19 protein-coding genes and 1 pseudogene are annotated in these 21,695 nt (G+C 73.6%); 4 read left to right on the top strand and 16 right to left on the bottom strand.

Annotated features, from left to right (window positions below):
• Positions 1-31: 31 nt before the first annotated feature.
• Positions 32-1,357, bottom strand: a complete 1,326-nt coding sequence (locus BM093_RS01420; RefSeq protein ID WP_093335925.1) for an FAD-binding oxidoreductase — start codon at positions 1,355-1,357, stop codon at positions 32-34.
• 70 nt (positions 1,358-1,427) lie between these two features.
• On the opposite strand from BM093_RS01420, the gene BM093_RS01425 reads away from it, so the two are divergent.
• Positions 1,428-2,270, top strand: a complete 843-nt coding sequence (locus BM093_RS01425) for a LysR family transcriptional regulator (RefSeq protein ID WP_093335927.1) — start codon at positions 1,428-1,430, stop codon at positions 2,268-2,270.
• Positions 2,271-2,344: 74 nt separating this feature from the next.
• Here BM093_RS01425 and BM093_RS01430 read toward each other — a convergent pair whose 3' ends face one another.
• On the bottom strand, positions 2,345-3,388 hold the full coding sequence (locus BM093_RS01430; protein WP_177238209.1) for an LLM class flavin-dependent oxidoreductase: 1,044 nt from the start codon (positions 3,386-3,388) through the stop codon (positions 2,345-2,347).
• Positions 3,389-3,413: 25 nt separating this feature from the next.
• The gene (locus tag BM093_RS01435) at positions 3,414-4,745 is read right to left on the bottom strand and encodes an MFS transporter (RefSeq protein ID WP_093335933.1); all 1,332 of its coding nucleotides are present in this window, start codon (positions 4,743-4,745) and stop codon (positions 3,414-3,416) included.
• Between the two features lie 236 nt (positions 4,746-4,981).
• On the opposite strand from BM093_RS01435, the gene BM093_RS01440 reads away from it, so the two are divergent.
• The gene (locus BM093_RS01440) at positions 4,982-5,704 is read left to right on the top strand and encodes a FadR/GntR family transcriptional regulator (protein ID WP_177238210.1); all 723 of its coding nucleotides are present in this window, start codon (positions 4,982-4,984) and stop codon (positions 5,702-5,704) included.
• Positions 5,705-5,746: 42 nt separating this feature from the next.
• Here the strand turns inward: BM093_RS01440 and BM093_RS01445 are convergent, their stop codons facing one another.
• The 9 genes from BM093_RS01445 to BM093_RS01485 all read right to left on the bottom strand — a co-directional run bounded on the left by BM093_RS01445 (position 5,747) and on the right by BM093_RS01485 (position 15,069).
• Positions 5,747-6,436 carry a (2Fe-2S) ferredoxin domain-containing protein gene (locus BM093_RS01445; RefSeq protein ID WP_093335939.1) on the bottom strand — a complete coding sequence of 230 codons (690 nt, stop codon included), beginning with the start codon at positions 6,434-6,436 and terminating at the stop codon, positions 5,747-5,749.
• The gene (locus tag BM093_RS01450; protein ID WP_245773225.1) at positions 6,429-7,901 is read right to left on the bottom strand and encodes an ABC transporter ATP-binding protein; all 1,473 of its coding nucleotides are present in this window, start codon (positions 7,899-7,901) and stop codon (positions 6,429-6,431) included. Before BM093_RS01450 ends, BM093_RS01445 begins: the two co-directional genes overlap by 8 nt.
• On the bottom strand, positions 7,898-8,782 hold the full coding sequence (locus tag BM093_RS01455) for an ABC transporter permease (protein WP_093335945.1): 885 nt from the start codon (positions 8,780-8,782) through the stop codon (positions 7,898-7,900). The genes BM093_RS01450 and BM093_RS01455 overlap by 4 nt, the downstream gene beginning before the upstream one ends.
• Positions 8,779-9,711: an ABC transporter permease gene (locus BM093_RS01460; protein WP_218162615.1), complete on the bottom strand. Its 933-nt coding sequence runs from the start codon at positions 9,709-9,711 to the stop codon at positions 8,779-8,781. Before BM093_RS01460 ends, BM093_RS01455 begins: the two co-directional genes overlap by 4 nt.
• A gap of 3 nt (positions 9,712-9,714) precedes the next feature.
• Positions 9,715-11,286 carry an ABC transporter substrate-binding protein gene (locus tag BM093_RS01465; protein ID WP_093335948.1) on the bottom strand — a complete coding sequence of 524 codons (1,572 nt, stop codon included), beginning with the start codon at positions 11,284-11,286 and terminating at the stop codon, positions 9,715-9,717.
• 90 nt (positions 11,287-11,376) lie between these two features.
• Positions 11,377-12,201, bottom strand: a complete 825-nt coding sequence (locus BM093_RS01470) for an ABC transporter ATP-binding protein (RefSeq protein ID WP_093335950.1) — start codon at positions 12,199-12,201, stop codon at positions 11,377-11,379.
• Positions 12,198-13,235, bottom strand: a complete 1,038-nt coding sequence (locus BM093_RS01475; protein ID WP_093335952.1) for a FecCD family ABC transporter permease — start codon at positions 13,233-13,235, stop codon at positions 12,198-12,200. Before BM093_RS01475 ends, BM093_RS01470 begins: the two co-directional genes overlap by 4 nt.
• Entirely contained in the window at positions 13,232-14,242 is a 1,011-nt protein-coding gene (locus tag BM093_RS01480; protein ID WP_093335955.1) for a FecCD family ABC transporter permease, read from the bottom strand. Before BM093_RS01480 ends, BM093_RS01475 begins: the two co-directional genes overlap by 4 nt.
• A complete protein-coding gene (locus BM093_RS01485) occupies positions 14,239-15,069 on the bottom strand; it encodes an ABC transporter substrate-binding protein (RefSeq protein WP_245773226.1) in 831 nt (276 codons plus the stop codon). Before BM093_RS01485 ends, BM093_RS01480 begins: the two co-directional genes overlap by 4 nt.
• Positions 15,070-15,462: 393 nt before the next feature.
• Here BM093_RS01485 and BM093_RS01490 point away from each other — a divergent pair, with 393 nt between their 5' ends.
• Together BM093_RS01490 and BM093_RS36925 are read left to right on the top strand one after the other, a co-directional pair.
• On the top strand, positions 15,463-16,212 hold the full coding sequence (locus tag BM093_RS01490) for a class I SAM-dependent methyltransferase (RefSeq protein ID WP_218162616.1): 750 nt from the start codon (positions 15,463-15,465) through the stop codon (positions 16,210-16,212).
• Between the two features lie 82 nt (positions 16,213-16,294).
• Positions 16,295-16,894 (top strand): annotated as a pseudogene (locus BM093_RS36925) (phytanoyl-CoA dioxygenase family protein); the annotation flags it as partial.
• On the opposite strand, the gene BM093_RS01500 reads toward BM093_RS36925, so the two are convergent.
• From BM093_RS01500 to BM093_RS01515, 4 genes are read right to left on the bottom strand one after another with little or no spacing between them, the layout of a single operon-like run.
• Positions 16,887-18,416 (bottom strand): ABC transporter ATP-binding protein, encoded by a 1,530-nt coding sequence (locus tag BM093_RS01500; protein ID WP_245773227.1) that lies wholly within the window; start codon positions 18,414-18,416, stop codon positions 16,887-16,889. The pseudogene BM093_RS36925 and the gene BM093_RS01500 sit on opposite strands and share 8 nt — an antisense overlap.
• Positions 18,413-19,207 (bottom strand): ABC transporter permease subunit, encoded by a 795-nt coding sequence (locus tag BM093_RS01505; RefSeq protein ID WP_093335961.1) that lies wholly within the window; start codon positions 19,205-19,207, stop codon positions 18,413-18,415. Before BM093_RS01505 ends, BM093_RS01500 begins: the two co-directional genes overlap by 4 nt.
• Positions 19,204-20,181 carry an ABC transporter permease gene (locus BM093_RS01510; protein ID WP_245773228.1) on the bottom strand — a complete coding sequence of 326 codons (978 nt, stop codon included), beginning with the start codon at positions 20,179-20,181 and terminating at the stop codon, positions 19,204-19,206. The genes BM093_RS01505 and BM093_RS01510 overlap by 4 nt, the downstream gene beginning before the upstream one ends.
• Complete coding sequence (locus BM093_RS01515) at positions 20,178-21,695, bottom strand: ABC transporter substrate-binding protein (protein ID WP_093335963.1); 1,518 nt, start codon at positions 21,693-21,695, stop codon at positions 20,178-20,180. Before BM093_RS01515 ends, BM093_RS01510 begins: the two co-directional genes overlap by 4 nt.

Below are 21,695 nucleotides of genomic sequence, written 5' to 3' on the forward strand. Positions count from 1 at the left end.
CCCCGCGCCGCCCGCCGGTTCGGTGCTGCCGTCAGGCCCGGCCGTGGTGGGTCCGGAACACGTCGTCCGGGTCGACGGCACGCTTGAGGGCCGCCAGCCGCTCGACGTCGCCGGGGAGGTAGCCGGACGCCAGCTCGCCGGCGGTCACGTCCGGGCCGGACAGGAAGTTCACGCAGACCCCGCCGGTGGACCAGGGCGCCATCGCGGAACCGAGCCGGTCGAGTGCGGTCCGCAGCCGGGGGACCCGGGCGCCCTCGGCCACGCCCCCGGCGTAGAGCACGAACTCGCCGTCGCGCCGGGCGAGCGCGCTCGACACCGCACCGGGGCGGGCCAGCGCGCCGCCGACATGGCGCAGCTCCACCAGGTACGGCGCGTCCGCGCCCGGACCGGCGTGCCGCAGCAGCGCCGCGACGGCGCCGGGGTCCAGCGAGCGCAGCACGAGGTTGCGCGCGTGGAACGGCACCGGCGTAGTGGGTTCGGCGTGGATCGACCCGACCGCGGCGTAGGGCATCTCCGCGACCGTGTCGGTCAGCGGCCCGAGCTCCCGGAACGGACGGACCCACTGCTCCCCCTCGGCGGCGCTGCCGGTGAAGGCGAACCGCAGGTGCGCGACGTAGCGGCCGCGCAGGACCTCCGGCAGCGCGGGCAGGTCCGGAATCCGGATCAGCAGCACCGAGGAGTTCATCGTCTCGGGCACCGCGCGGGTCCAGCGGGCCCAGGTCGCCACCGCCCGTTCCGCGGTGTCCGCGGCGACGTGCATGCCGCCGCCGTAGAGCCGGGGCTGCTCGTGCAGCGCGATCTCGAGCGCGACGACCACGCCGAGCGTGCCCTTGCCGCCGCCGCGCAGGGCCCAGAACAGCTCCGGGTGCTCGGTGGCGGTGGCCCGGCGCAGCGTGCCGTCCGCCGTGACGACCTCGATCGCCCGCACGTGGTCCACGGCCCACCCGAGGCTGCGGCCGAGGATCCCGAGCCCGCCGCCCAGGTGGTAGGACACGGCGCCGACGTCCGGCGCCGAGCCGTTCACCGGCGCCAGGCCGTGCTCGGCGGCCGCCGCCACCAGCGCGCCACCGCGGACGCCCGCCTCGAGCCGCGCCGTGCGGGCGACGGGGTCCACGGTGATGCCGTCCATCCGCGCGGTGGTGATCAGGAGCTGCCCGTCGGCGGGCCGGGACGGGCCGTGCCCGGTGGCCTGCACGGCCACCCCGAGCCCGTGCGCGGTGGCGTGGCGGACGGCCGCGACGACGTCGGCGACACCGGTCGCCGAGACGATCACGGCCGGCTTGTGCTCGACCGCGAGGTTGTAGCCGGTGCGCTCGGCGTCGTATCCGGAGTCGCCGGGAACGAGGTAATCGGTCATGTACCGAGCATCGGCCGATCGACCAGGCCGAACAACGACGGATCCCGCACCGGCCGATAACCTGGGTGTCATGGAGCGCCGCGAGATCGAGATCTTCCTGACGCTCGCCGAGGAACTCCACTTCGGACGGACGGCCGAGCGGCTGCTCATCTCCCAGGCCCGGGTCAGCCACGCCGTCAAGGCACTCGAGCGCCGGTTCGGCGTGACCCTGTTCGACCGGACCAGCCGCCGGGTCGCCCTGACCGCGGTCGGAGCCGCGCTCTACGCCGACGTCCGGGCCGGGCACGACCGCATCGAGCGCGGGATCGCCGCCGCGGTCGCGGCCGGGCGCGGGATCGCGGGCACCCTCTCCGTCGGACTGGAAGCGCCCGCCGTCGCGGAGCTGGCGGCCCCGGTGTTCGGTCGCTTCCGCGCGCAGAACCCGGGCATCGAGCTGGTCTTCCGGGAGACCGGGTTCACCGACCCGCTCGACCTGCTGCGCAGCGGGGAGGTGGACGTCGCCGTCACGAACGCGCCCGTCGAGGAGCACGACCTCCACCAGGGGCCCGCCGTGTACACCGAGCCGGTGGTGCTCGCGGTGTCGAGGGAGCACCGGCTGGCCGGGCGGGCCGAGATCACGCTCGACGACCTGGACCACGAGACCGTGTTCCGCGCCGGGCGGCGGGCGGCGCCGTACCGGCGGGAGCCCGAGCCGGTCGCGGCGACCCTGCTGGACCTGCTGGCCAGGGTCGCCGCCGGCGAGGGCGTGTGCCCGCTGGCCGCCCACGCCGCCGACTACTTCGCCCGCCCCACGCTGGCGATGGTGCCGTTCACGGCCGGCGCACCCCCGGTCCGCTGGGTGCTGTGCCGCCGACGCGGCAGGTCGACCGCCCGGGTCGCGGCGCTGGCCGCCGCCGCGGCCGCGGCCGGGTGACCCGCCGGCCGGGTTGCCCGTGCCGTGCGCTGGTCCCGGAGGCTCGAGCGGTGTGACGAGGACCCCGTTCTTGATCAACTCTTGGTCACGGCGAGAAGCCCTTCGCGGAAACGGGCGGTGCCGTCCGGGTCGACGAACCGGCCGATGTCGTGGCAGATGACGTGCTCACAACCCGCTTCGCGATATCTCTCGAGAGTCTCGCGGACGTCCTCGGGTGAACCGTGGAGAACGGCGTCCGCAACGACAGCGTCCGGAATGGATTCGAGCAGAGAGTCCGCCTGCTCCGGTCGAATCTCGTCGGGGATGTAGCCATGGGGCAGCGGATAGGTGGCCCCGTGACGCTCGAACGCAGCACGTCCACGGAAAAGCGCTACGGCTCGTACCGATGGGTGCCGAAGCAAGCGTTCCGACTCTTCGCGGGTGGACCCCAGAGCGGACCAGACAAAGAGGGTGGGGGTGATCTCCTCGGGATCGCGTCCGGAATCAACCGCATGACGACGAAGAGTGGTGAGCCGGTCCGCGTAGTCGGCAGGGCTGAGACTGCTCGGTATCCAACCGTCTGCGTGAGCTGCGGTGAGTTCGAGCATCCGCGGACCGTGCGCTGCAACGTGCAACTCGTACGGAGCGTCGATGGCCAATGCCAGGTCAGGGCCCGTCTCCGGCGGACGCCGGAAACCGTCGAGTTGCTGCAGTGCCGGTCGGAAGTAGCCGAGCCGACCCGTCCTTTCCACGCCGGGATGGACGCCGAAGGGGCGGAGCTGCCCAGGGTCCCCGACGCCGACTCCCAGCTTCATCGGACGACGGCCGAGCCAACTGATGCTGCTGGCCGCCTGTGCGAGTGCCACAGCCGTGCGGCGGAGCGGGTCCGTCACGGCCACACCGAGGGAGACGCGTCGAGTCTGTGCGGCTCCGGCTGCAAGAACGCTGAACGGTTCGAGCAGGCGATGCGGATCGGCCAGAGCCCCTCTCCGCGTTCCGCGCGGGTACCAGCCCTGGAGATGGTCGATCAGCCAGGCGGCGTCGATGTCGGGCTGCGCATCGGCCCACTGAAGGTCGTCGAGCGGGTCGACGTCGGGATGGACCGATATGGGTGCGCCGAAGGTCAGCGATGTGGGCATGGTTCCACTCCCTGTGCGTCGGAGATCAGTGGGCATCCTGGCGCGCGCCCGCCCGGCCGGTGCTGCCGCTGCGCAGCATGTCGGAAGGCGCGAATCGCTCCGACAGGAAGAACGCCGCGACCGCGGAGATGGCGGCGGTAGCACTCATGTAGATCGCGATTGCAGTCCAGGACCCGGTCATCCCGAGCAGTCCGGTAGCGACCAGCGGGGCGATGGCACTGCTCACGACCGTCCCGAGCGTGTAGCCCAGCGACATCCCGGTGAAGCGCACCGCCGGCGGAAACACGTGCGCGAAGAACGCGGCCATCGTTCCGTAGGTGGCCGCATAGGGGATGAACAAGGCGGAAAATCCGAGCACCATCCAGCCGATCGACCCGCTGGCGAGCGCCCCGAACCACGGCCATGCCAGCACCCCCATGCCGAGGATTCCTGCAATGAATATGGCGCGTCGGTTCGTATGATCGGAGAGCCAACCGAAGAAGGGCAGTCCGACGATCGCCACGAGGTTCCCCACCACGACCAGGAGAAGCAGGAGATCGCGCTCGATCCCGAGCGTCGTAGTGCCGAAACTGAGCGAGAAGACCGTGCCGATGTAGAAGGTGACACCGGCGGACGCGTAGGCGAGCATCATCAGCAGAGCGGGGCCGAGGTGACTGGCTATCACCGTCATGAACGGCGTACGCGGCGCAGAAGCGGAGTCCGCGCCCGCGAATTCGGGGCTCTCGCTGAGCCGGAGCCTGATCACGGTACCGACCACCAGGAGTATGACGCTCAGCAGGAAGGGAACCCGCCATCCCCAGGAGAGGAAGGCGTCCTCGGACAGGACGGACAGGCCGAGGTAGACCCCATTGGCCAAGAGCAGCCCTGCCGGGGCCCCCATGTTCACGACCGACCCGAAGAATCCTCGTCGCCTACCGCGGGAATGCTCGACCGCCATCAGGACGGACCCACCGTACTCCCCACCCAACGACAATCCCTGAATCACTCGGAGCGCGACGAGCAGGACGGGTGCCGCCACACCAACGCTGTGGTAGGTGGGCAGCAGACCGATCGCGAAGGTCGCGCCGCCCATCAGCATCAGCGTCAGGACCAGTGTCGCCTTTCGGCCGACCCGGTCACCGAGATGCCCGAATACGACACCGCCGATCGGACGCGCCAGGAACGCGACGGCGAACGTCGAGAGTGAGACCAGAATCCCGACGAGTGGATCTTCCGATGGAAAGAACAGCGCGGGAAAGACCAGTGCGGCCGCCGTCCCGTAGATGAAGAACTCGTACCACTCGATAGTGGTCCCGACCAGGCTCGCGACGGTCACCTTACGAGCAGTGGTCTTGCGGTGGGTGGTCTCGCCAACCATGACGCCTCCACGGGGCGCGTCGGGGGCCGAAGCCCGACCGGAAGGGCTGTGCCGTCCGCGCTCTGCCACCTCGGCCGAACGCGGGTCGCGATTCGCTTCACTCGAGTGGCGTCGACATTAAGCAGATGTCTGACATCAGTCAACAGGCATGCAAGAATGAGAGCGTGACGAGGAGCAGCGCGGGACTCGGTCAGGGCCAGGCCACACCGTTGGTGGGGCGCCGACCGGTGCCGGAGGTGATCGCAGAGTTGATCACCGCAGAGATCAACGCCGGGACACTCCGCCCCGGCGACAAACTTCCGTCCGAACCGGAGCTGGCTCGGCAACTGGAAGTCGGACGCACGTCGCTGCGCGAAGCCATCCGCACGCTCGGCACCCTGGGCGTCCTCGAGGTCGTCCGAGGACGAGGCACTTTCGTACGGGACCCGGCGGCGGCGCCATCGCCCTCGCCCCGCTTCGTCGAGTTCAGCACGACGGCAGGCCCTGCCGCAGCGGAGCTGCTCGAGGTCCGACTCGGTATCGAGACGGCCGCTGCGTCGCTGGCGTGTCTACGTGCCTCCGGCTCGGACATGGATGCGATGGCTGCACGCTGCCGGGAACACGAGGCAGCTCGTCGGCGGGGCGATCCCGACGAGCTGGTCGGTACCGACGAGCGGGTTCACCAAGCCCTGATTGATGCGGCGCACAACGAGCTCCTGAACTCGATGTACGCAAGCCTCGTGCCGGGACTGCGCGAGTTCCGACGGGAGACACTGATGCTCGAACGCGCCGACGAAAGGTTCGACCCGGGACACCGGGACATCCTTCGAGCTGTGCGGAACCGGGACGCAGCCAGTGCACGCGACGCCGTGGTCCGGCATATCGGTGCTCTCTACGGCGAGGTCCGGCGGGCCGCACACGAGTCGGACCCGGTCCAACACATGCTGGAGTTCGACGACATCGTGCGCGCGTTTCGCTGAGTTCCACGGCACATCTCGTCACAAGCAGCCCGGAACTGTCGACTACCGGTGCCCGTGCCGCCCGGTCGATGCCGTGTCGAGCCCCTCCCCGGAGACGAGCCTGTCGGCCTCGGCGGTCCCGACCTGGGTGTGCCAGGTGCCCCCGTCGACGACCAGCGGGCCGAGGTTGCACGGACCCAGGCACCCGCACGGGGTCACCTGCGTGCCGGTCCCGCGTGCGGCCGCCGCCATGGCCCGGTGGGTGGCCCCGGCCCCGTACACCAGGCACCGTGGCCCCCGGCAGACGAACAGGTGCCGCTGCGGCACGTCGAGCACCGACCAGGCGGGGCTGGTGAACCCGGCCGGGGACGCGGTGATCGGTTCTCCCTCGGCGGTGGCCAGCCCGGCAACGGCGTCGACAGCGACGTCGGTCAGCCCGGGCGCGATCCGCACCTCGCACGGCTCGGCCGCGACGGAGCGCCAGTGCGCGACCGCCCGGCCGATCCACGTCCGCAGGTAGCGGTCCGCGGGCACGGCCAGCGGCACGCACAACACGTCGTCGACGCCGGCGCCGACCAGCTCGTCGAGTACTGCGGGGATCGAGGGGTCCAGCTGGTCCAGGTGGGCGATCCGCACGGTAGCGCCGACCCGACCCGCCACGTCGGCGGCCAGCCGGGCCAGCGAGCGTTCGTCCACTCCGGACGGTGTCGGCCGGGCGACGAGCACGAGGGCACGGAGGGACGACTCAGTCAACTGCGGTACTCCTGTCCACGAGTGGGTACTCCTCGGCGCGCCCTGCACGCAGGGCGAGTACGTGATCGGCGTAGCCGGTGATCCGTTCCCGGTCGTGGGTCACGACGACCACCGCGGTGCCGTCGTCGGCGAGCTCACGCAGGAGCCCGGTGATCGCCGCGGTGGTGGCCACGTCGAGTGCGGCGGTGGGCTCGTCGGCGACGAGCAGGCCGGGCCGGGCGGCCAGCGCGCGAGCGATCGCCACCCGCTGTGCCTGCCCCACCGACAGGGTCGCCGGCCGCCGGGCCGGGTCGACCCCGTCCAGGCCGACCCGCTGCAGCATGTCCGTCGCGGCCCGCTCCGCCGCGGCGCGGCGCAACCGCTCCCCGCGGGCACGTAGTGGTTCGGTCAGCGTGCGCCACAACGGCCACCGCCGGTTCAGCGAGGCCACCGGGTCCTGGAAGACCGGCATGACGAAACCCGGCCGAGGCCGACCGCCATCACCGAGGACGACGGTACCGGCGTCCGGACTCTCCATCCCGGCCAGCAGCCGGGCCAGCGTGGACTTCCCGGACCCCGACCGGCCCACGATCCCGAGCACCTCGCCGGCCCGCAGCGTGACCGACACGCGGTCCACGGCGGTCGTGGCGCCGTAGCGGCGGACCAGGTCGCGGGCGCGGAGCAGCACCGGGCCGGACGTGCCGGTGGGCGCTCGCCGTGGCGTCGGGGCTCCGGCGTCGAGCATCTCGATGGTCGACGGTGCGGAGGGGGCGGCCAGCAGCCTGGCGGCCGGTCCGCGCTCGGTCACCCGGCCGTCGGCCAGCACGAGGACCTGGACGGCGTGCCGGGCCACCAGCGTCAGGTCATGGCTGACCAGCAGCAGGGCCCCGCTGCGCGCGCGGACGAGGCGCAGCACGTCGTCGGCGAGCTCGGCGTCGAGTGCGCTGGTGGGTTCGTCGGCCAGGGTCAGCGGCGGAGCGTGCGCGGTCGCGGCGACGATCGTCGCGCGCTGCAGCATTCCACCGGACCAGGTGTGCGGGTGGCGGCCGGCGCGGCGCGCGGCATCGTCGATCCCGACGCCCTCCAGGTCGGTGACGATCCGGCCCGGCGGCGGGGTGAGCCGGTGCGCCCGCCACGCCTGGGCGACATGGTGCTCGACCGTCCGCAGTGGGTCGCAGGCGGCGTACGGATCCTGGGGTACGTACCCGACCGCACGACCGCGAAGTGCACTCAGCTGCGACTCGGACAGGCCGAGGATCTCCTGACCGTCGACCCGGATGCTCCCGGTCGCCGTCGCACCCGCCGGGAGCACACCGAGCACCGCGCGGACCAGCGTGGTCTTGCCGCTGCCGGAGCGACCCACGACGGCCCAGCGCTCGCCGGCCGGGATCTCCAGGTCGATGTCGCGGAGGGCGGTGTACCCGTCGGCGTAGGTGACCGTGAGGTCCTTCACCGACAGTGCCGGCATGGCTCGAGGGGCGGTCACCGGCGTCGCTCCGGGTCCGTGACGTCGCGCAACGCATCGCCGATCAGCGTCGCGGCGGCGACGGCCAGTACCAGCCCGACGCCGGGTCCGACCAGCTGCCAGGGGGCGTGGGCGAACGTCTCGCGACCGGCGGCGAGCATCGTCCCCCACTCCGCTGTGGGTGGCTGCGCACCCAACCCCAGGAACGACAGCCCGCCCAGCGCCAGCACCGCCTCGCCCAGACCCAGGGTCGCGGCGACCGACACGTGTGCCGTGACGCCGGGAAGGACATGTCCCAGAACGGCCCGCGCCGGTCCGATGCCGGCCATCCGGGCGGCGATGACATCCGGTCGCTGCCAGGCGCCCAGCGCGGCACTGCGCGCGATCCGGGCCAGGCCTGCCCAGCTGGTCACCGCCATCGCGAGGAGCAGGTTCGCGAATCCGGGGCCCAGCACGCCGACGACGGCGAGGGTGAGCACCAGCGTGGGCAGGCCGAGGAGCACGTCGGTGATCCGGGTCAGCACCGCGTCCGCCGTCCCGCCGACCGCACCGGCGATCGTGCCCAGCACCAGTCCGATCAGTGCCGAGAGCGCCATCACCACCACGGCCGCGCCGAGCGAGCTGCGCGCGCCGGCGACGCTGCGGGCCAGCAGGTCCCGACCGGACTGGTCGGTGCCGAGCAGGTTCTGCGCGGACGGCGGTGCGAGCTGGCGGGTGTAGTCGGGCAGATCGGGATCGGGCAGCACCCACGGCCCGGCGACGGCGGCGAGCAGCAGCACCGCGGCGAACACGAACCCCACCCGCGCGGCCGGTCGTGCGCGCAACGCGCGCAGCACCCCGCGGTCGACGTGCCGGTGCCCGGCCGTGTCGGCGGCGCGGGTGAGGATGCCGGCCCCGGTCATCGCGGCTCCCGCAGCCGGGGATCGATCCACGCGCACACCAGGTCGATCACCAGGCTCGCCACCACGTACGCGACGACCGCGACCATCGTGAACCCGACGATCACCGGCATGTCCCGGGCGTTGATCGCCTCCACGGTGAACCGGCCGACCCCCGGCCAGGTGAACACGCTCTCCACGATCGCGGCACCACCGATCAGCGAGGCGGTACCGAGCCCGACCATGGTCAGGAACGGAGCGATCGCGTTCGGCATCTGGTGCACCAGCAGCCGCCGGGTCCGGCTCGTGCCGCGCGCGGCGGCCACCCGCAGGTGCGCTGCGGATCCGGCCTCGAGCAGGCTGGTACGCAGCACCCGCGACCAGGTGGCGACCGAGCCGAGGGCGAGGACCAGGGCCGGCAGGAACACGGTCGCCCAGGTGCCGTCGGCGATCACCCGACCGAGACCGGCCCGGACCACCAGGACGTCGAGCAGGACCACGCCCAGCACGAAGCTCGGCACGACCAGGAAGACGAGCGCGATCGTCCGGGACAGTGTGTCGGGCCACCGGCCCGCCCCGAGCGCGGCGGCGGTGCCGAGCACCAGCGCGAGCCCGACCGCCAGCGCGAGTGCGGCCGCGGTGAGCCGCAGGGTCGCGGGCAGCCGTTCGGCGAACTCGGCGCTGACGGGTCGCCCGGTCAGCCACGACACGCCGAGATCGCCCCGTACGGCGTCGCCTGCCCACCGCCCGAACCGGACCGGCAGGGGGTCGTCGAGCCGCAGCTCGGCGCGGACCGCGGCGACCGCGGCGGGCGTCGGTTCCTGCACGCCGCGGGCGGTGAGCACCCGCTGGGCGGAGTCGCCCGGGGTCACGGCGAGCATGCCGAACACCAGGGCACCGGCCGCGGCAAGGGTGATCACCGCCTGGCCGAGGCGGCGGACGACGGCGGACACCGCTCAGCCGGTCGGAGCCGTGTCGTGCGCGACCCACAGGTTCGAGCCCACGATCTCGTAGCCGCGCCAGGGCGGCGCGGTGATGACACCGGGCTTGCGCAGCCCGACGTAGGCGAGGTGGCCCCGGTCGGCGATCCGGTGCTGGATGCGGCGCAGCAGGTCGTCGCGGGCCGTGGTGTCCAGTTCGACGGCGACCTGGTCGATCAGGGCGTCGAGCTCCGGATCGGCGATACCGCTGTGGTTGCGCTCGCCGTCGCTGCGGACGTAGCGGTTCAGCGGACTCACGTAGTCGCCTCCGTAGGAGAGGAACCCGTTGCCGGCGACCGCGGCGTTCCACCCGGTGTCCGGCTCCATGGCGTCGTCGAGGTCGGGCACCTGCCGGATGTCGACCCCGACGCCCAGCTCGGCCAGCTGCGCCTGCAGCGCGAGGGCGATGACGTCGGAGTCCGGCTGCTGAGGGTAGGTCAGCACCGAGAAGCGCAGGTGGGCACCGTCGCGGGTGCGGGGCCCGTCCCCGGCGCGGGTCCAGCCGGCCTCGTCGAGCAGCCGCCCGGCGGCCGCGACATCCGTGACCTGGGTCTTCTCCGCCCACGGCTGGGACTCGATGTAGAGGCCGGTGGCGGGGAGGTAGAGCCCGTTCATGACGTCCTCGGCGATCGCCCGGTAGTCCGCCGCGGCGTAGACGGCTCGCCGGACCCGCTCGTCGTCGAACGGCGCCTCGTGCTGGTTGAGCACGAACTGGAACGTCGGCCCGGTCGGCTCGCCGGTGACGAAGAAGGCATCGTCGCGCCCCTGCAGCGTCGGCGCGGTCGCGGTCGGCGGATACAGCGCGATGTCGGCCTCACCGGCCTGCACCGCCTGGATCCGGGCCGATGCCTCGGGGACGAACTTGATGCTCAGGTCCGCCAGCGCGGGCGGCCCGTCGCGGTGGTCGCCGCGCGGTGACAGCTCGGCGGACGCTCCGTCGAGCGAGTCGACCACGAACGGACCCGTGTAGATGCCGGCACCGATCAACTCCGACGCCGGGGCTCCGGACTCGCGGTGGGCACGGTAGGCGGCGACGTCGTACATCGGGACCATCGCCTCGTCCGCGAGAATCGCCGGGACACTCGGCGTGGGCCGCGAGGTCGTCAGCGTGACCTCGAGCGGGCCGCTCGCCGCCGCGGTCGCACCGGGCAACGCCGCGCCGAGCGAGGCGTTCTCGGCGAGCTGGAACGTGATCAGCTCGGCCAGTGCGGCCCCGTCGAGGGCCCGGCCGTTGACGAACGACACGTCCTCGGGAAGCGTCAATCGCCAGGTCGTCGGGCCGGTGGAGGTGAGGTCCTCCAGTACCCACGGCGTCGGCTCGCCACCCCGCTCGGGGCGCATGAGGAGCTCGACGTAACCGAACTCGACGCCCCAGAAGCCGTTCTCCAGGGGATCGAGGTCATCGATCGAGAACCCGGTCGCGACCGTCAGCGACAGCGGCCCCGCACCCGCGGCGTCGCCGCCGCCGGTCGTCTGCACACATCCGGCGGTCAGCAGGACGGCGATCACGGCCGCGAGCAGCCGTGCCGCGGTACGACAGGGGATCACGAACCCTCCAGTCCAGGTCGCCCGATCACGTCCGGCGAGTGCCGGACACCGATCCGCGACGCAATAATTCCAGTTTGTCTGAACATATCGTCATATTTCTTGATCGCGGAGTCCAGCGGCGTCCGCGTGGCGGCGCGCACCCGGGCGCGGCAGCACCAGCGGTGTCCCGGTGAGCGGGTCCGGTGTCACGAGCGCGTCAACGCCGAACACCGACGCCACCAGCTCCTCGGTGACGACGGCGGACGGTGCCCCCTCGGCGACGATCCGCCCGTCGCGCATCGCGATCAGGTGGTCGGCGTAGCGGGCGGCGAGCTCCAGGTCGTGCAGGACCATCACGATCGTGCGGCGCTGCTCGGCGTTGACGGCGCGCAGCAGGTCGAGCACGTCGAGCTGGTGGGCGAGGTCGAGGAACGTGGTGGGCTCGTCGAGCAGCATCGTCCCCGGGCCCTGCGCGAGTACGAGCGCGATCCAGGCCCGCTGCCGCTGCCCTCCGGACAGCTCCGCGACCGGCCGGTCGGCCAGCTCGGCCGTTCCCGTGGCGTGCAGCGCCGCGGACACCGCGGCCTCGTCGTCGGCCGACCACTGCCGGAACCAGCGCTGGTGCGGATGCCGCCCGCGTCCGACGAGGTCGGCGACGGTGATGCCGTCCGGGGTGCTCGGCTGCTGCGGGAGCATCCCGAGCCGGCGCGCCAGCTCGGTCGCGGGCAGTCGCGCGATCTCGGAGCCGTCGAGCAGGACGCGCCCCGAGGACGGGCGCATCAGCCCGGCGAGCCCCCGCAGCAGGGTCGACTTCCCGCAGGCGTTCGGGCCGACGATCACGGTGACCCGGGCCGCCGGGATCGTGACCGACTGGTCGTCGACCACCAGCGTCCCCGGGGTGTAGCCGAGGGCGAGGTTCTCGCCGGACAGCGTCATCCGCTCGCTCCGATCCGGTTGCCGCGCACCAGTAGCGCGATGAGTACGGGGGCGCCGACCACGGCGGTGACGACCCCGACCGGCAGCTCGCGCGGCGCGAACGCGGTGCGTGCGAGGAGGTCGGCCGCGACGACCACGAGTGCCCCGGTCCCGGCCGAGGCCACCAGACCGGGGCTGCGCTCGGCGAGCACCCGGCGCACGATCTGCGGGGCGACGAGAGCGACGAAGCCGACCGGCCCCGCCGAGGCCGTGGCCAGGGCGGACAGGCCGACCGCACAGGCCAGCAGCACGGCCCGGGCTCGTCCGACGCGCGGCGACAGCGACCGGGCGAGATCGTCACCGAGCTCGAGGACCTGCAGCCGTCGCACCAGCGCGAGCACGACGGGGAGCAGCAGGCCCAGCCCCACCGCGACCGGCACGACGTCCGGCCAGGTCCGGCCGGACAGGCTACCGACCAGCCACACCGCCGCCGCGTACGCCGCGTTGATCTCCGCACGGCTGAGCAGGAACGTCGCCGCCGAACCCAGCATCGCGGCCACGCCGATCCCGACCAGCACGAGCCGGTAGCCGGAGAAGCCGCCCCGCCACGCGACGGCGTACACCGTCAGCGCGGCGATCACGGCCCCGGCGAGCGCACCCCCGGTCACCCAGGCCGCCGAGGCGCCGAACCCGATGATCATCACGACGGCGCCCGCCGAGGCTCCCGCGTTGATGCCGATCACGTCCGGGCTGACCAGCGGGTTGCGCGCGAGACGCTGCAGCACGCACCCGGCGACGCCGAACGCGGCTCCCACCAGGAGACCGGTCAGCGACCGCGGCAGCCGGTGGGTGACGACGATGTCGTAGGTGATCAGGCTGCCGTTCCCGGCGAGGGTGTCGAGCACGGTCGCGAGGGGCAGCGGGTACTCGCCGATCGTGATCGCCGCCATGCCCACGGCGACCGCGGCCGTCCACGTCGCCGTCGCCAGGACCAGCCCCCGGACACCGATCCGGGCCGACACCGGTCCGCGTCGCACGACCAGGGTCGCGGTCACAGCGCGGCCACCTTCCGGGTCCGGACCAGGTGCAGGAACACCGGCCCGCCGAGCAGCGCCGCGGTCACACCGATGTGGATCTCTTCCGGGGCGATCACCACACGGCCCGCCACGTCCGCGATCAGGACCAGTCCCGCCGCGAGCAGCGCCGACAGCGGCAGCACCCACCGGTGTGCGGTACCGACCAGCGCCCGTGCGGCGTGCGGCGCGACCAGCCCGACGAACACGACCGGGCCCGCCAGCGCGGTCGCCGTACCGGCCAGGACCACGACGGCGACGAGCCCGGCCGCGCGGGTGGGGCCAGGGCGGGCGCCGAGGCTGCGGGAAGCGTCCTCACCGAGCGCGACCGCGTCGAGCCGCCGGACGAGCAGGACCGCGAGAACGATCCCGGCGACGGCGAACGGGAGCGCCTGCCCGACCGTGGGCAGCTCGGCCCGCGCGAGCGAGCCGATGATCCAGTAGCGGTAGCGGGCGAACAGGTCCCGGTCCAGCAGCACGAACGCCGAGGTGACGGCGGTGAGCAACGCCGACACCGCGGCGCCGGCGAGCGCCAGCTTGACCGGTGTCGCCCCGTCGCGGCCGGATCCGCCGATGGCGTACACGGTCAGTGCCGCGACGGCGCCGCCGAGGAAACCGAACCAGACGTGGCCGGCCAGCGAGCCGATCCCGGCGGTCATCACCGCGATCATCGCCGCGGCGGCACCGGCGTTCACGCCGAGCGTGTCCGGACCCGCCAGGGGGTTGCGGGTGATGCCCTGGGCGACCGTCCCGGCCAACCCCAGGCAGGCCCCGGCCAGCAGGCCGCACAGTGTGCGCGGCAGCCGGACGTGACGGACCACGAAGTCCGACGGAGCCCCGGAGAAGTGCAGCAGCCCGTCGGACAGCTCGGCCCAGGACAGCGGGCGGGCCCCGACCTTCATCGACAGCACCGTCCCCGCGACGACCAGGACGACGGCGCCGGGCAGCGCCCAGGGCGCGGCGGCACGCGGCCGCAGAGCGACGGTCACTCCGGATGGACGAGATCGGCGACCCGCTCCGCGGCGTAGGGGGCGCGGATCCCTGCCGCCCGGTCGGCGAACAGGAACGGGTACACCCGGCCCTCCCGGACGGCCGTGCTGCCGGCCAGCGCGGGATCGGCCCGGATCTGCTGCACGTCCGGCTCGCCGTCGGCGACGGTGTAGGAGGCGTCACAACAGGTCGAGGTGAGGATGACGTCCGGGTCCCGCGCGATCAGCTCCTCCTTGGACACGGCGACGTGCCGCCGTTCGGTCAGGTCTCCGAACGCGTTCTCGGCACCGGCCATCTCCAGGACGCGCGTCCCGAAGTCGATGCCGGACGCGACGCGGTAGCTGCCGTCGTCGTCGTTGAGCAGGATCGCCACCTGCGGCCTCTCCTTGCCTGCCACCCGCTCCTGCACGGTTGCCACCTTTGCCTGCAGCTCGGCGACCAGCTCCTCGGAGCGCTGCTGCGCACCCAGCACCCGGCCGAGCGAGCGCAGGTCGGCGTAGACCGTCTCCATGGACACCTGGGCCGGGTCGATCGCCTCGTCGGACAGCCCGTCCGCCGACGGGCACAGCGGAGCGTTGATCCAGCTCTGCACACCGAGGGCGGCCAGGTCGGCCCGGGTACTGATCGACTCGTCCCCGGTGGTGGTGAAGACGTTGTTGTACCCGGCCAGCACGAAGTCCGGGTTCGCCGCCAGCAGTGCCTCGCGCTGCGGGAGGTCCGCGGTGTAGGGCTTGCCCTGCTGGGCGGCCGCATACGGCTCGACCACCTGCGCGTCGAGGAACGCGGTGCCCACGAGCCGGTCGGACAGTCCCAGCGCGTGGACCATCTCGATCGCCGGCTGGTAGAGGGCATAGATCCGTTCCGGGGCGCCGGGACCGTGACCTCGATCCCGCAGTTCACCTCGGTGACCGCGCCCTCGGTGTCCGCCGCGACCTCCGGGGCGGGCGGGCCGCCGCAGGCGGAGAGGGCCACCGCCGCGGCGGACAGCACGGCAACGGGCAACGACCGGCGGATGACGGACCGGACGGACATCGCAGCTCCTCGTCGTTCGGCAACACACCGAAAATTGACGAGGTGTTCATATGTCATCGGACGGTGGCGGCGCCACCCGTGCCGGATGTCCGGAACATCACCCTCCCCGGCCGCCCCCTGGTTCCCGGCGGCCCGCGAACGGATTAGCGTCGGGGTGGCAGATGCAACCTGAATGCAGGAGGAGCCGGTGTCCGTCATCCCCGATCTCGACGCCGAGCACTGGCTGCGCCGGTGGGACGCCCAGCAGGAGCGCTACATCCCCGACCGCGAGAAGCTGTTCGGGCTCGTGCTCGACGTCCTGACCGGGCTCGACGCGGCCCCGGGGCGGCTGCTCGACCTCGCCTGCGGGCCGGGCTCGCTCGCAGCCAGGGCCGCGCAGCGGTTCCCCGGGGCGGAGATCGTCGGCGTCGACGTCGACCCGGTGATGCTCGACCTCGCCCGCCGCACCTGCGGTGACCGCGCCCGGTGGGTGGACGCCGACCTGTCGGGGCCGGGGTGGGTGGACCGGGTCGGCGGTCCGTTCGACGCCGCGGTGTCCGCGACCGGACTGCACTGGCTGACCGAGGATGCGCTGCCCGCGCTGGCCGGGCGGATCGCCGGGGTGCTGCGCCCGGGCGGGGTCTTCGTCGACGTCGACACCCTGCTCGCCGACCCGGCGGCCCCGCGGCTGGCGGAGCTGACCCGCAGGTTGCGCGAGGAGCACACCGAGCGGCGCCTCGCCACGGGGGAGGACTTCCGCGCCTGGTGGGACGCGCTCGCCGCCGAACCGGCGCTCGCCGACGGATTCGCCGAGCGGGAGCGGCGTTTCGCCGGTCGGGCCGGCGGAGGCTCGACCCTTCCGGCCTGGGAGCGGGCGCTGCGCGACGCCGGGTTCGCCGAGGTCGGGACGCTCACCCAGACCTTCGACCGGCGGATGCTGGTAGCGATCCGCCGATGACCCGGGCAGCCGGTGATGTCGTCGGTCGCGATGCAGGTGAGCATCCGAGGTCCGGCGTCGACGGATCGGTGGAGCGTCTCTGATGGAGGCCGACGGCTGCCTGGTGCTGCGCAACGTCTTCGACGGAGTCGAGGTGGACGGTCTGCGGGCCGGTATCGAGGCGGCGGTCGCGGTCGCCGCGGCGGCCGAACCCGACCACGAACGGACCTCGGCTGCCGGGAACCGGATCGTCGGCACCGTTGCACTGCGTGGCGGGCCCGGCACGTCGGTGCACTGGGAGGCCGGTGGCGAGGTGGTGCGCAACCTGCGCCCGGTGGCTCATCTCGACGACCGTCTGGCCGCGTGCGCGACCGATCCGCGGCTGACCGGGCCCGCGGCCACCCTGCTCGGCACGGACGGCGTCGCCCTGCTCACGTCCAAGATCAGCTACAAGCGGGCCGGGGTCGGCTCGGGCTACATCTGGCACCAGGACCATTCGTTCCTGGCAGCGTTCCTCGGTGCGCGGGCGGGCGCCGAGGCGGTCACGGCCATGGTGTTCCTCGACGACGCCGACGCGGGCAACGGCGCGCTCCGGCTGGTCCCCGGCAGCCACCGCGGCGGTCCCCGCCCGGACGGCGAGGGGCCGAGGGCCGGCGACGCCGCAGCCGTCACCGTGGACGCAGCGCCCGGGGACGTCATTGTCTTCCCGACGTTGATGCTGCACTCCTCGGGCCCGAACCACTCCGGGCGCGACCGCCGGGCCCTGCTCTACCTGTTTCAGCCGCCGGGCCGTCCGCACCTGGACGAGACCCCGGTTGCCCGGGCACGACCCGGCCGCCCGCCAGGGTCAGTACCCGGTCGGCCGAGGCCACGGTGGACGGGTCGTGGCTGATCAGGACGACGACGAGGCCGTGCTCGTCGCGGCGGCGCGCGAGCTCGGCGAGCAGCAGCGCCCGGTGCCGGTCGTCGAGTGCCGTCGTGGCCTCGTCGGCCACCAGGACCGCGGGCCGGGCGAGTAACGCCCTGGCCGTCGAGGCCCGCTGTAGCTGGCCGCCGGACAGGCCGGCCGGTCGCCGCCGGGCGTCCTCGCAGGCGAGGCCGAGCCGGTCGAGCAGCGCGCTCGCCTCGGTCCGGGCCGCGTCCCGGGGCAGGCCGCGCAGCAGCTCGGCCGGGCGGGCGACCTGGTCGAGCACCGGGCGGTGGTCGAGGAAGGACGACCGGGAGTCCTGGTGCACGTACTGGACGGCGCGGTGGTTTCCGGCGGCAGCACGGCCGTCGACCCGGACCCGGCCGTCGCTGGGGGCGAGGCCGGCCAGCGCCCGCCCGAGCGTGGTCTTGCCCGCCCCGGACGGCCCGACAACGGCCAGGCAGCCACCCCGTTCCACGGACAGGTCCACACCGGACAGCAGGAGCTGTCCGCCCGCGGTGCGCACCGACAGCTCTGTCACCTCGAGCAGCGGTGCACCGGCCGGGCGCCGGACCGGCTCGGGCTCCGGTGAGGGCGGTCCGAGGAGTTCGCGCGCGGGCCCGCGGCGGACCGGTCGGCCGCCGTCGAGCTCCAGCACGTCGTCGGCGAGCACGCGCGCGGTGTCCAGGTCGTGGGTGAGCAGTACCAGCGCCGTTCCGGTGCGGGCGAGGGCGCCCAGCCGTTCGACCACCTCGGCGGTGGTCGTCGGGTCCAGCCCGGTGGTGGGTTCGTCCAGCACGACGACGTCCGGTGCGGTGACGAGCGCCAGCGCCATCCGTTGCTGCTGGCCGCCGGAGAGTTGGTGCGGGAACCTGCGGGTGAGCCCCGGCTCGGCGCCCAGCCCGGCACGTTCCACCGCCTCGGTGACGGCCGCGGCGCGGGCCGCCCGGTGGCGGCGCCCGCGGCCGTGCACGGTCGCGGCCAGCTCGTCGAGCACCGGCCCGGTGCGGCGGACCGGGTCGAGCACGACGCCCGGATGCTGAGGCAGGTGGCCCACCCGTCCGGCTCTGGCGCGCCGCAACGCGCGCGTGGGGAGCCCGATGAGTTCGGTGTCCCGTACCCGCACCGACCCGTCGAGCAGCACCTGCCCGCCGGCCTCGCCGAGCAGGGCCAGGCCCAGGGTGGACTTGCCCGCACCGGACGGGCCGACCACCGCCAGCACCCGTCCCGCGGGCAGGTCGAGGTCGATCCCGTCGAGCAGGACGGCGCCGTCGGCGGTCCTGGCGCCGAGTCCGCGCACCGCCATCACCCCGCTCACGACACGGCCCCCGTCCGGTCCGCGACCCGGTCGACCAGCAGGTTCACCCCGGCGGCCAGGGCGACCAGGAGTGCCGCCGGAACCAGCAGCGCGGCCGGGGCGAGGAACAACGACGCCGAGTTCTGCTCGATCACCACGGCCCAGTCCACCGTGTCCGGTGGCAGCCCCACACCGAGGAAGCTCGCGCTCGCCAGCAGCCCGAGCACCATGACCGCGCGGGTACCCGCGTCCACCAGGACCGGGCCCGTGACGAACCGGCCGGTCTCGACCAGGTGGATCCGCCACCACGGCTCGCCGCTCTGCGCCATCGTCTCCAGCGCGACCCGCCGCGACGGCGCCCCGGCCGCGCTACGGACCAGCCGCACGATCGCGGGCAGCTGCAGCAGCGCGGTCGCCGCGAGCAGCCAGCCCACGCCGCGGCGTCCGGTCCCTGCCAGCACCAGCAGAACCACCAGCGACGGCAGGACCAGCAGCACGTCGAGCACCCGCTGGGTGAGCGTCGCCGCCCAGCGTCGCCGGGTCGCGGCGAGGACCAGGCCGAGCGGCATGGCGACCAGGTAGGACAGCAGCAGGGCCCCGATGGTCAGTCCGACGACGGTGGTCCCACCGGTCAGTGCCAGGACGAGCACGTCCCTGCCGAGCGCGTCGGTGCCCAGCAGATGGTCGGGCCCCGGCGGCGCCAGCGCCGGGGCGGCCTCGCCGACGGACAGCAGCGGCGTGAGCAGCGGGCCGAGCACGGCGCAGGCCAGCGGCACACCGGCCAGCGCGGTCCCGAGGGCCCCGGTCCTCACGGCGACTCATCCCGGACCGGCGTGAGCCGGGCGGTGAGCAGGTCCACCAGCAGGTTCAGCCCGATCGTGACGACGGCGGCGAGCACCGCGTACCCCTGCACCAGCGGCAGGTCCCGGTTCTGCACCGCCTCGACCACCCCGGCCCCGATCCCGGGCAGCGCGAACAGCGACTCCACCACCACGACCCCGCCGAGCGTCCCCTCGACGATCCGGGCCAGCTGCTGCAGCGACGGTGTCACGCCGCCGGGCAGCACGTGCCGCCACACCACGACCCGCTCCGGGAGGCCGAGCCGGCGCAGGTGGGTGACGTGCGGGGACCGGTCGGTCTGCAGCACGCCCTGGCGGACCTGGCGGGACAGCCAGCCCAGTTGGGAGGCGACGAGCACGACGACCGGCAGCACCAGCACCGCCGGGGTGAGCAGGGCCCCGCCGCCCGCCGTGGCCGGGAGCCACCCGAGCTGCAACGAGAACAGCGCGACCAGCAGCAGGCCGACGGCGAACTGCGGTGCCGCCTGCAACGCCGACACCGTCGTCGTCGACACCCGGTCGGCGCCGCTGCCCGGGCGACGGCCCGCGAGCACCCCGACCACCACCGCGAGCGGGATCGTGACCAGCAACGACGATCCGGTGAGCAGCAGCGTCGAGCCGAACCGGTCGGCGATCTCGTCGAGAACCGGGCGGCCGGTCACCAGCGACTCGGCGAGGTCACCGCTCAGCGCGCCGCCCGCCCAGTCGACGAATCGCTCGACGGCGGGCCGGTCCGTGCCGAGCTGCACCGACAGCTCCCGCACCTGCTCGTCGGTCGCGTCCGGCCCCAGCACGATCTCCGCGGTCTCGCCGGGGAGCGACGTCGTCAGCACGAAGATCATCACCGTGGCGGCGGCCAGCTGGGCCGCGGCGACCGCGACCCGTACGGCGAACGACCGTCGCCTGCGCAGGACGGGAGTCCGCGCCGCTGCCGGCGGTGCGCTCACCCGACGACAGCCTTGTCGAACCGTCCCCACAGGTGACTGTTCGGGCGGGCGGCCTCGATGCCGGTGAGGCCGGCGGCCACGCCGACGTTCCAGTCACTGGTGGCCCACACCAGGGCGCCGGAGTCCGCGCGCAGCATCGTCTGGATGCGCTCGAGGTTCGCCGCCCGGGCCGGCTCGTCCGGGTGCACCACGGCCTCGGCGTAGAGCCGGTCGATCTCGGGGCTGCGGTAGCCGGTGTAGTTGCTGTTGTCCGCCGAGGACAGCCTGCGGCGTCCGATGTAGTCCGGGATCGGCAGCGTGCCGGTGCGGGTGAAGGAGGCGACCCCGGACTCGCGCACGGTGGTGAAGTAGGTGGCGGAGTCGAGCATCCGCGGGGTGGCCCGCAGGCCGATCTCGGCCAGCTGCTCGGCGACCAGGTTCGCCGCGGGTGCGAAGTTGGGGTCGCTGCCCGATGTCTGCAGCTCGACCGCGGTGTTCTCGGCCCCGGCGTCGCGGACCAGCTCGCGGGCCCGCTCGACGTCGCGGGTCGCCTGCGGTACGTCGGCCGGGTAGTACTGCAGGTCCGCCCCGCCGAACATGTCGTTGCCCACCTGCCCGGTGCCCAGCAGCACGATCCGGACCAGCGCCTCGCGGTCGATGCCGAGCCGGACGGCCTCGCGCAGCCGCGGGTCGGCGAACGGCGGCCGGTCGATGCGCAGGTTGAGGAACTGGGTGGTCGACTGCGGGGCCCGCAGCAGCGCCGCCCGATCGCCCTGCTCCTCGATCTGGCGGGCGCTCGCCGGGCGCAGGTCGTGGGCGTAGGCGACCTGACCGGACAGCAGTGCGCCGAGCCGGGCCTGTTCGTCGTCGATCGGGACGAACTCCAACTCCGGCGACGGCGGCGGGCCGTCCCAGTAGGCGTCGTTGCGGGCGTAGCGGGCGGACCCGCCGGGGGCGAAGGAGACGAACCGGAACGGCCCCGTCCCGACCGGTGCGTCGAAGGTGGTGGTGCCCGCCGGGACGATCTCGGTACCGGGGGCGCCCAGCCACAGCGGGAACGTGAAGTCCGGCGCGCCGAGCACGATCTCCACGTCGCGGGGCCCTGCGGCGCGGCCGGCCGTGTGGTCGACACCGGAGAACAGTGCCGCGGCCGAGCCGGTGGTGGCCGGATCGGCGATCCGGCGGAACGTGTACAGGACGTCGTCGGGGGTGAGCGGACGCCCGTCGTGCCAGGTGGCCTCGCGCAGCCGGATCCGCCAGCGCGCACCGGTCGCGTCCGGCTCGACCGACTCGGCCAGCCGGGGCTCCGCCGTCATGTCCTGCGACCAGCCGGTGAGCGTGTCGAAACAGGCCTTCGCGCGGGCCTGGTCCACGAACTGCGGCACCACGTGCGGGTCCAGCGACTCGCGCGAGCCACCACCGGGGAACGCTGCCCGCAGCGGCCCGCCCGAGCCGCCGGGCCCGCCGCCGCAGGCGGCCAGCGCGGGGATCGCGGCGAGTGCGGTGCCGAGCACCGCACGGCGGGTCATCTGCAT

It is taken from the genome of Pseudonocardia ammonioxydans (assembly GCF_900115005.1).
Taxonomy (GTDB): domain Bacteria; phylum Actinomycetota; class Actinomycetes; order Mycobacteriales; family Pseudonocardiaceae; genus Pseudonocardia; species Pseudonocardia ammonioxydans.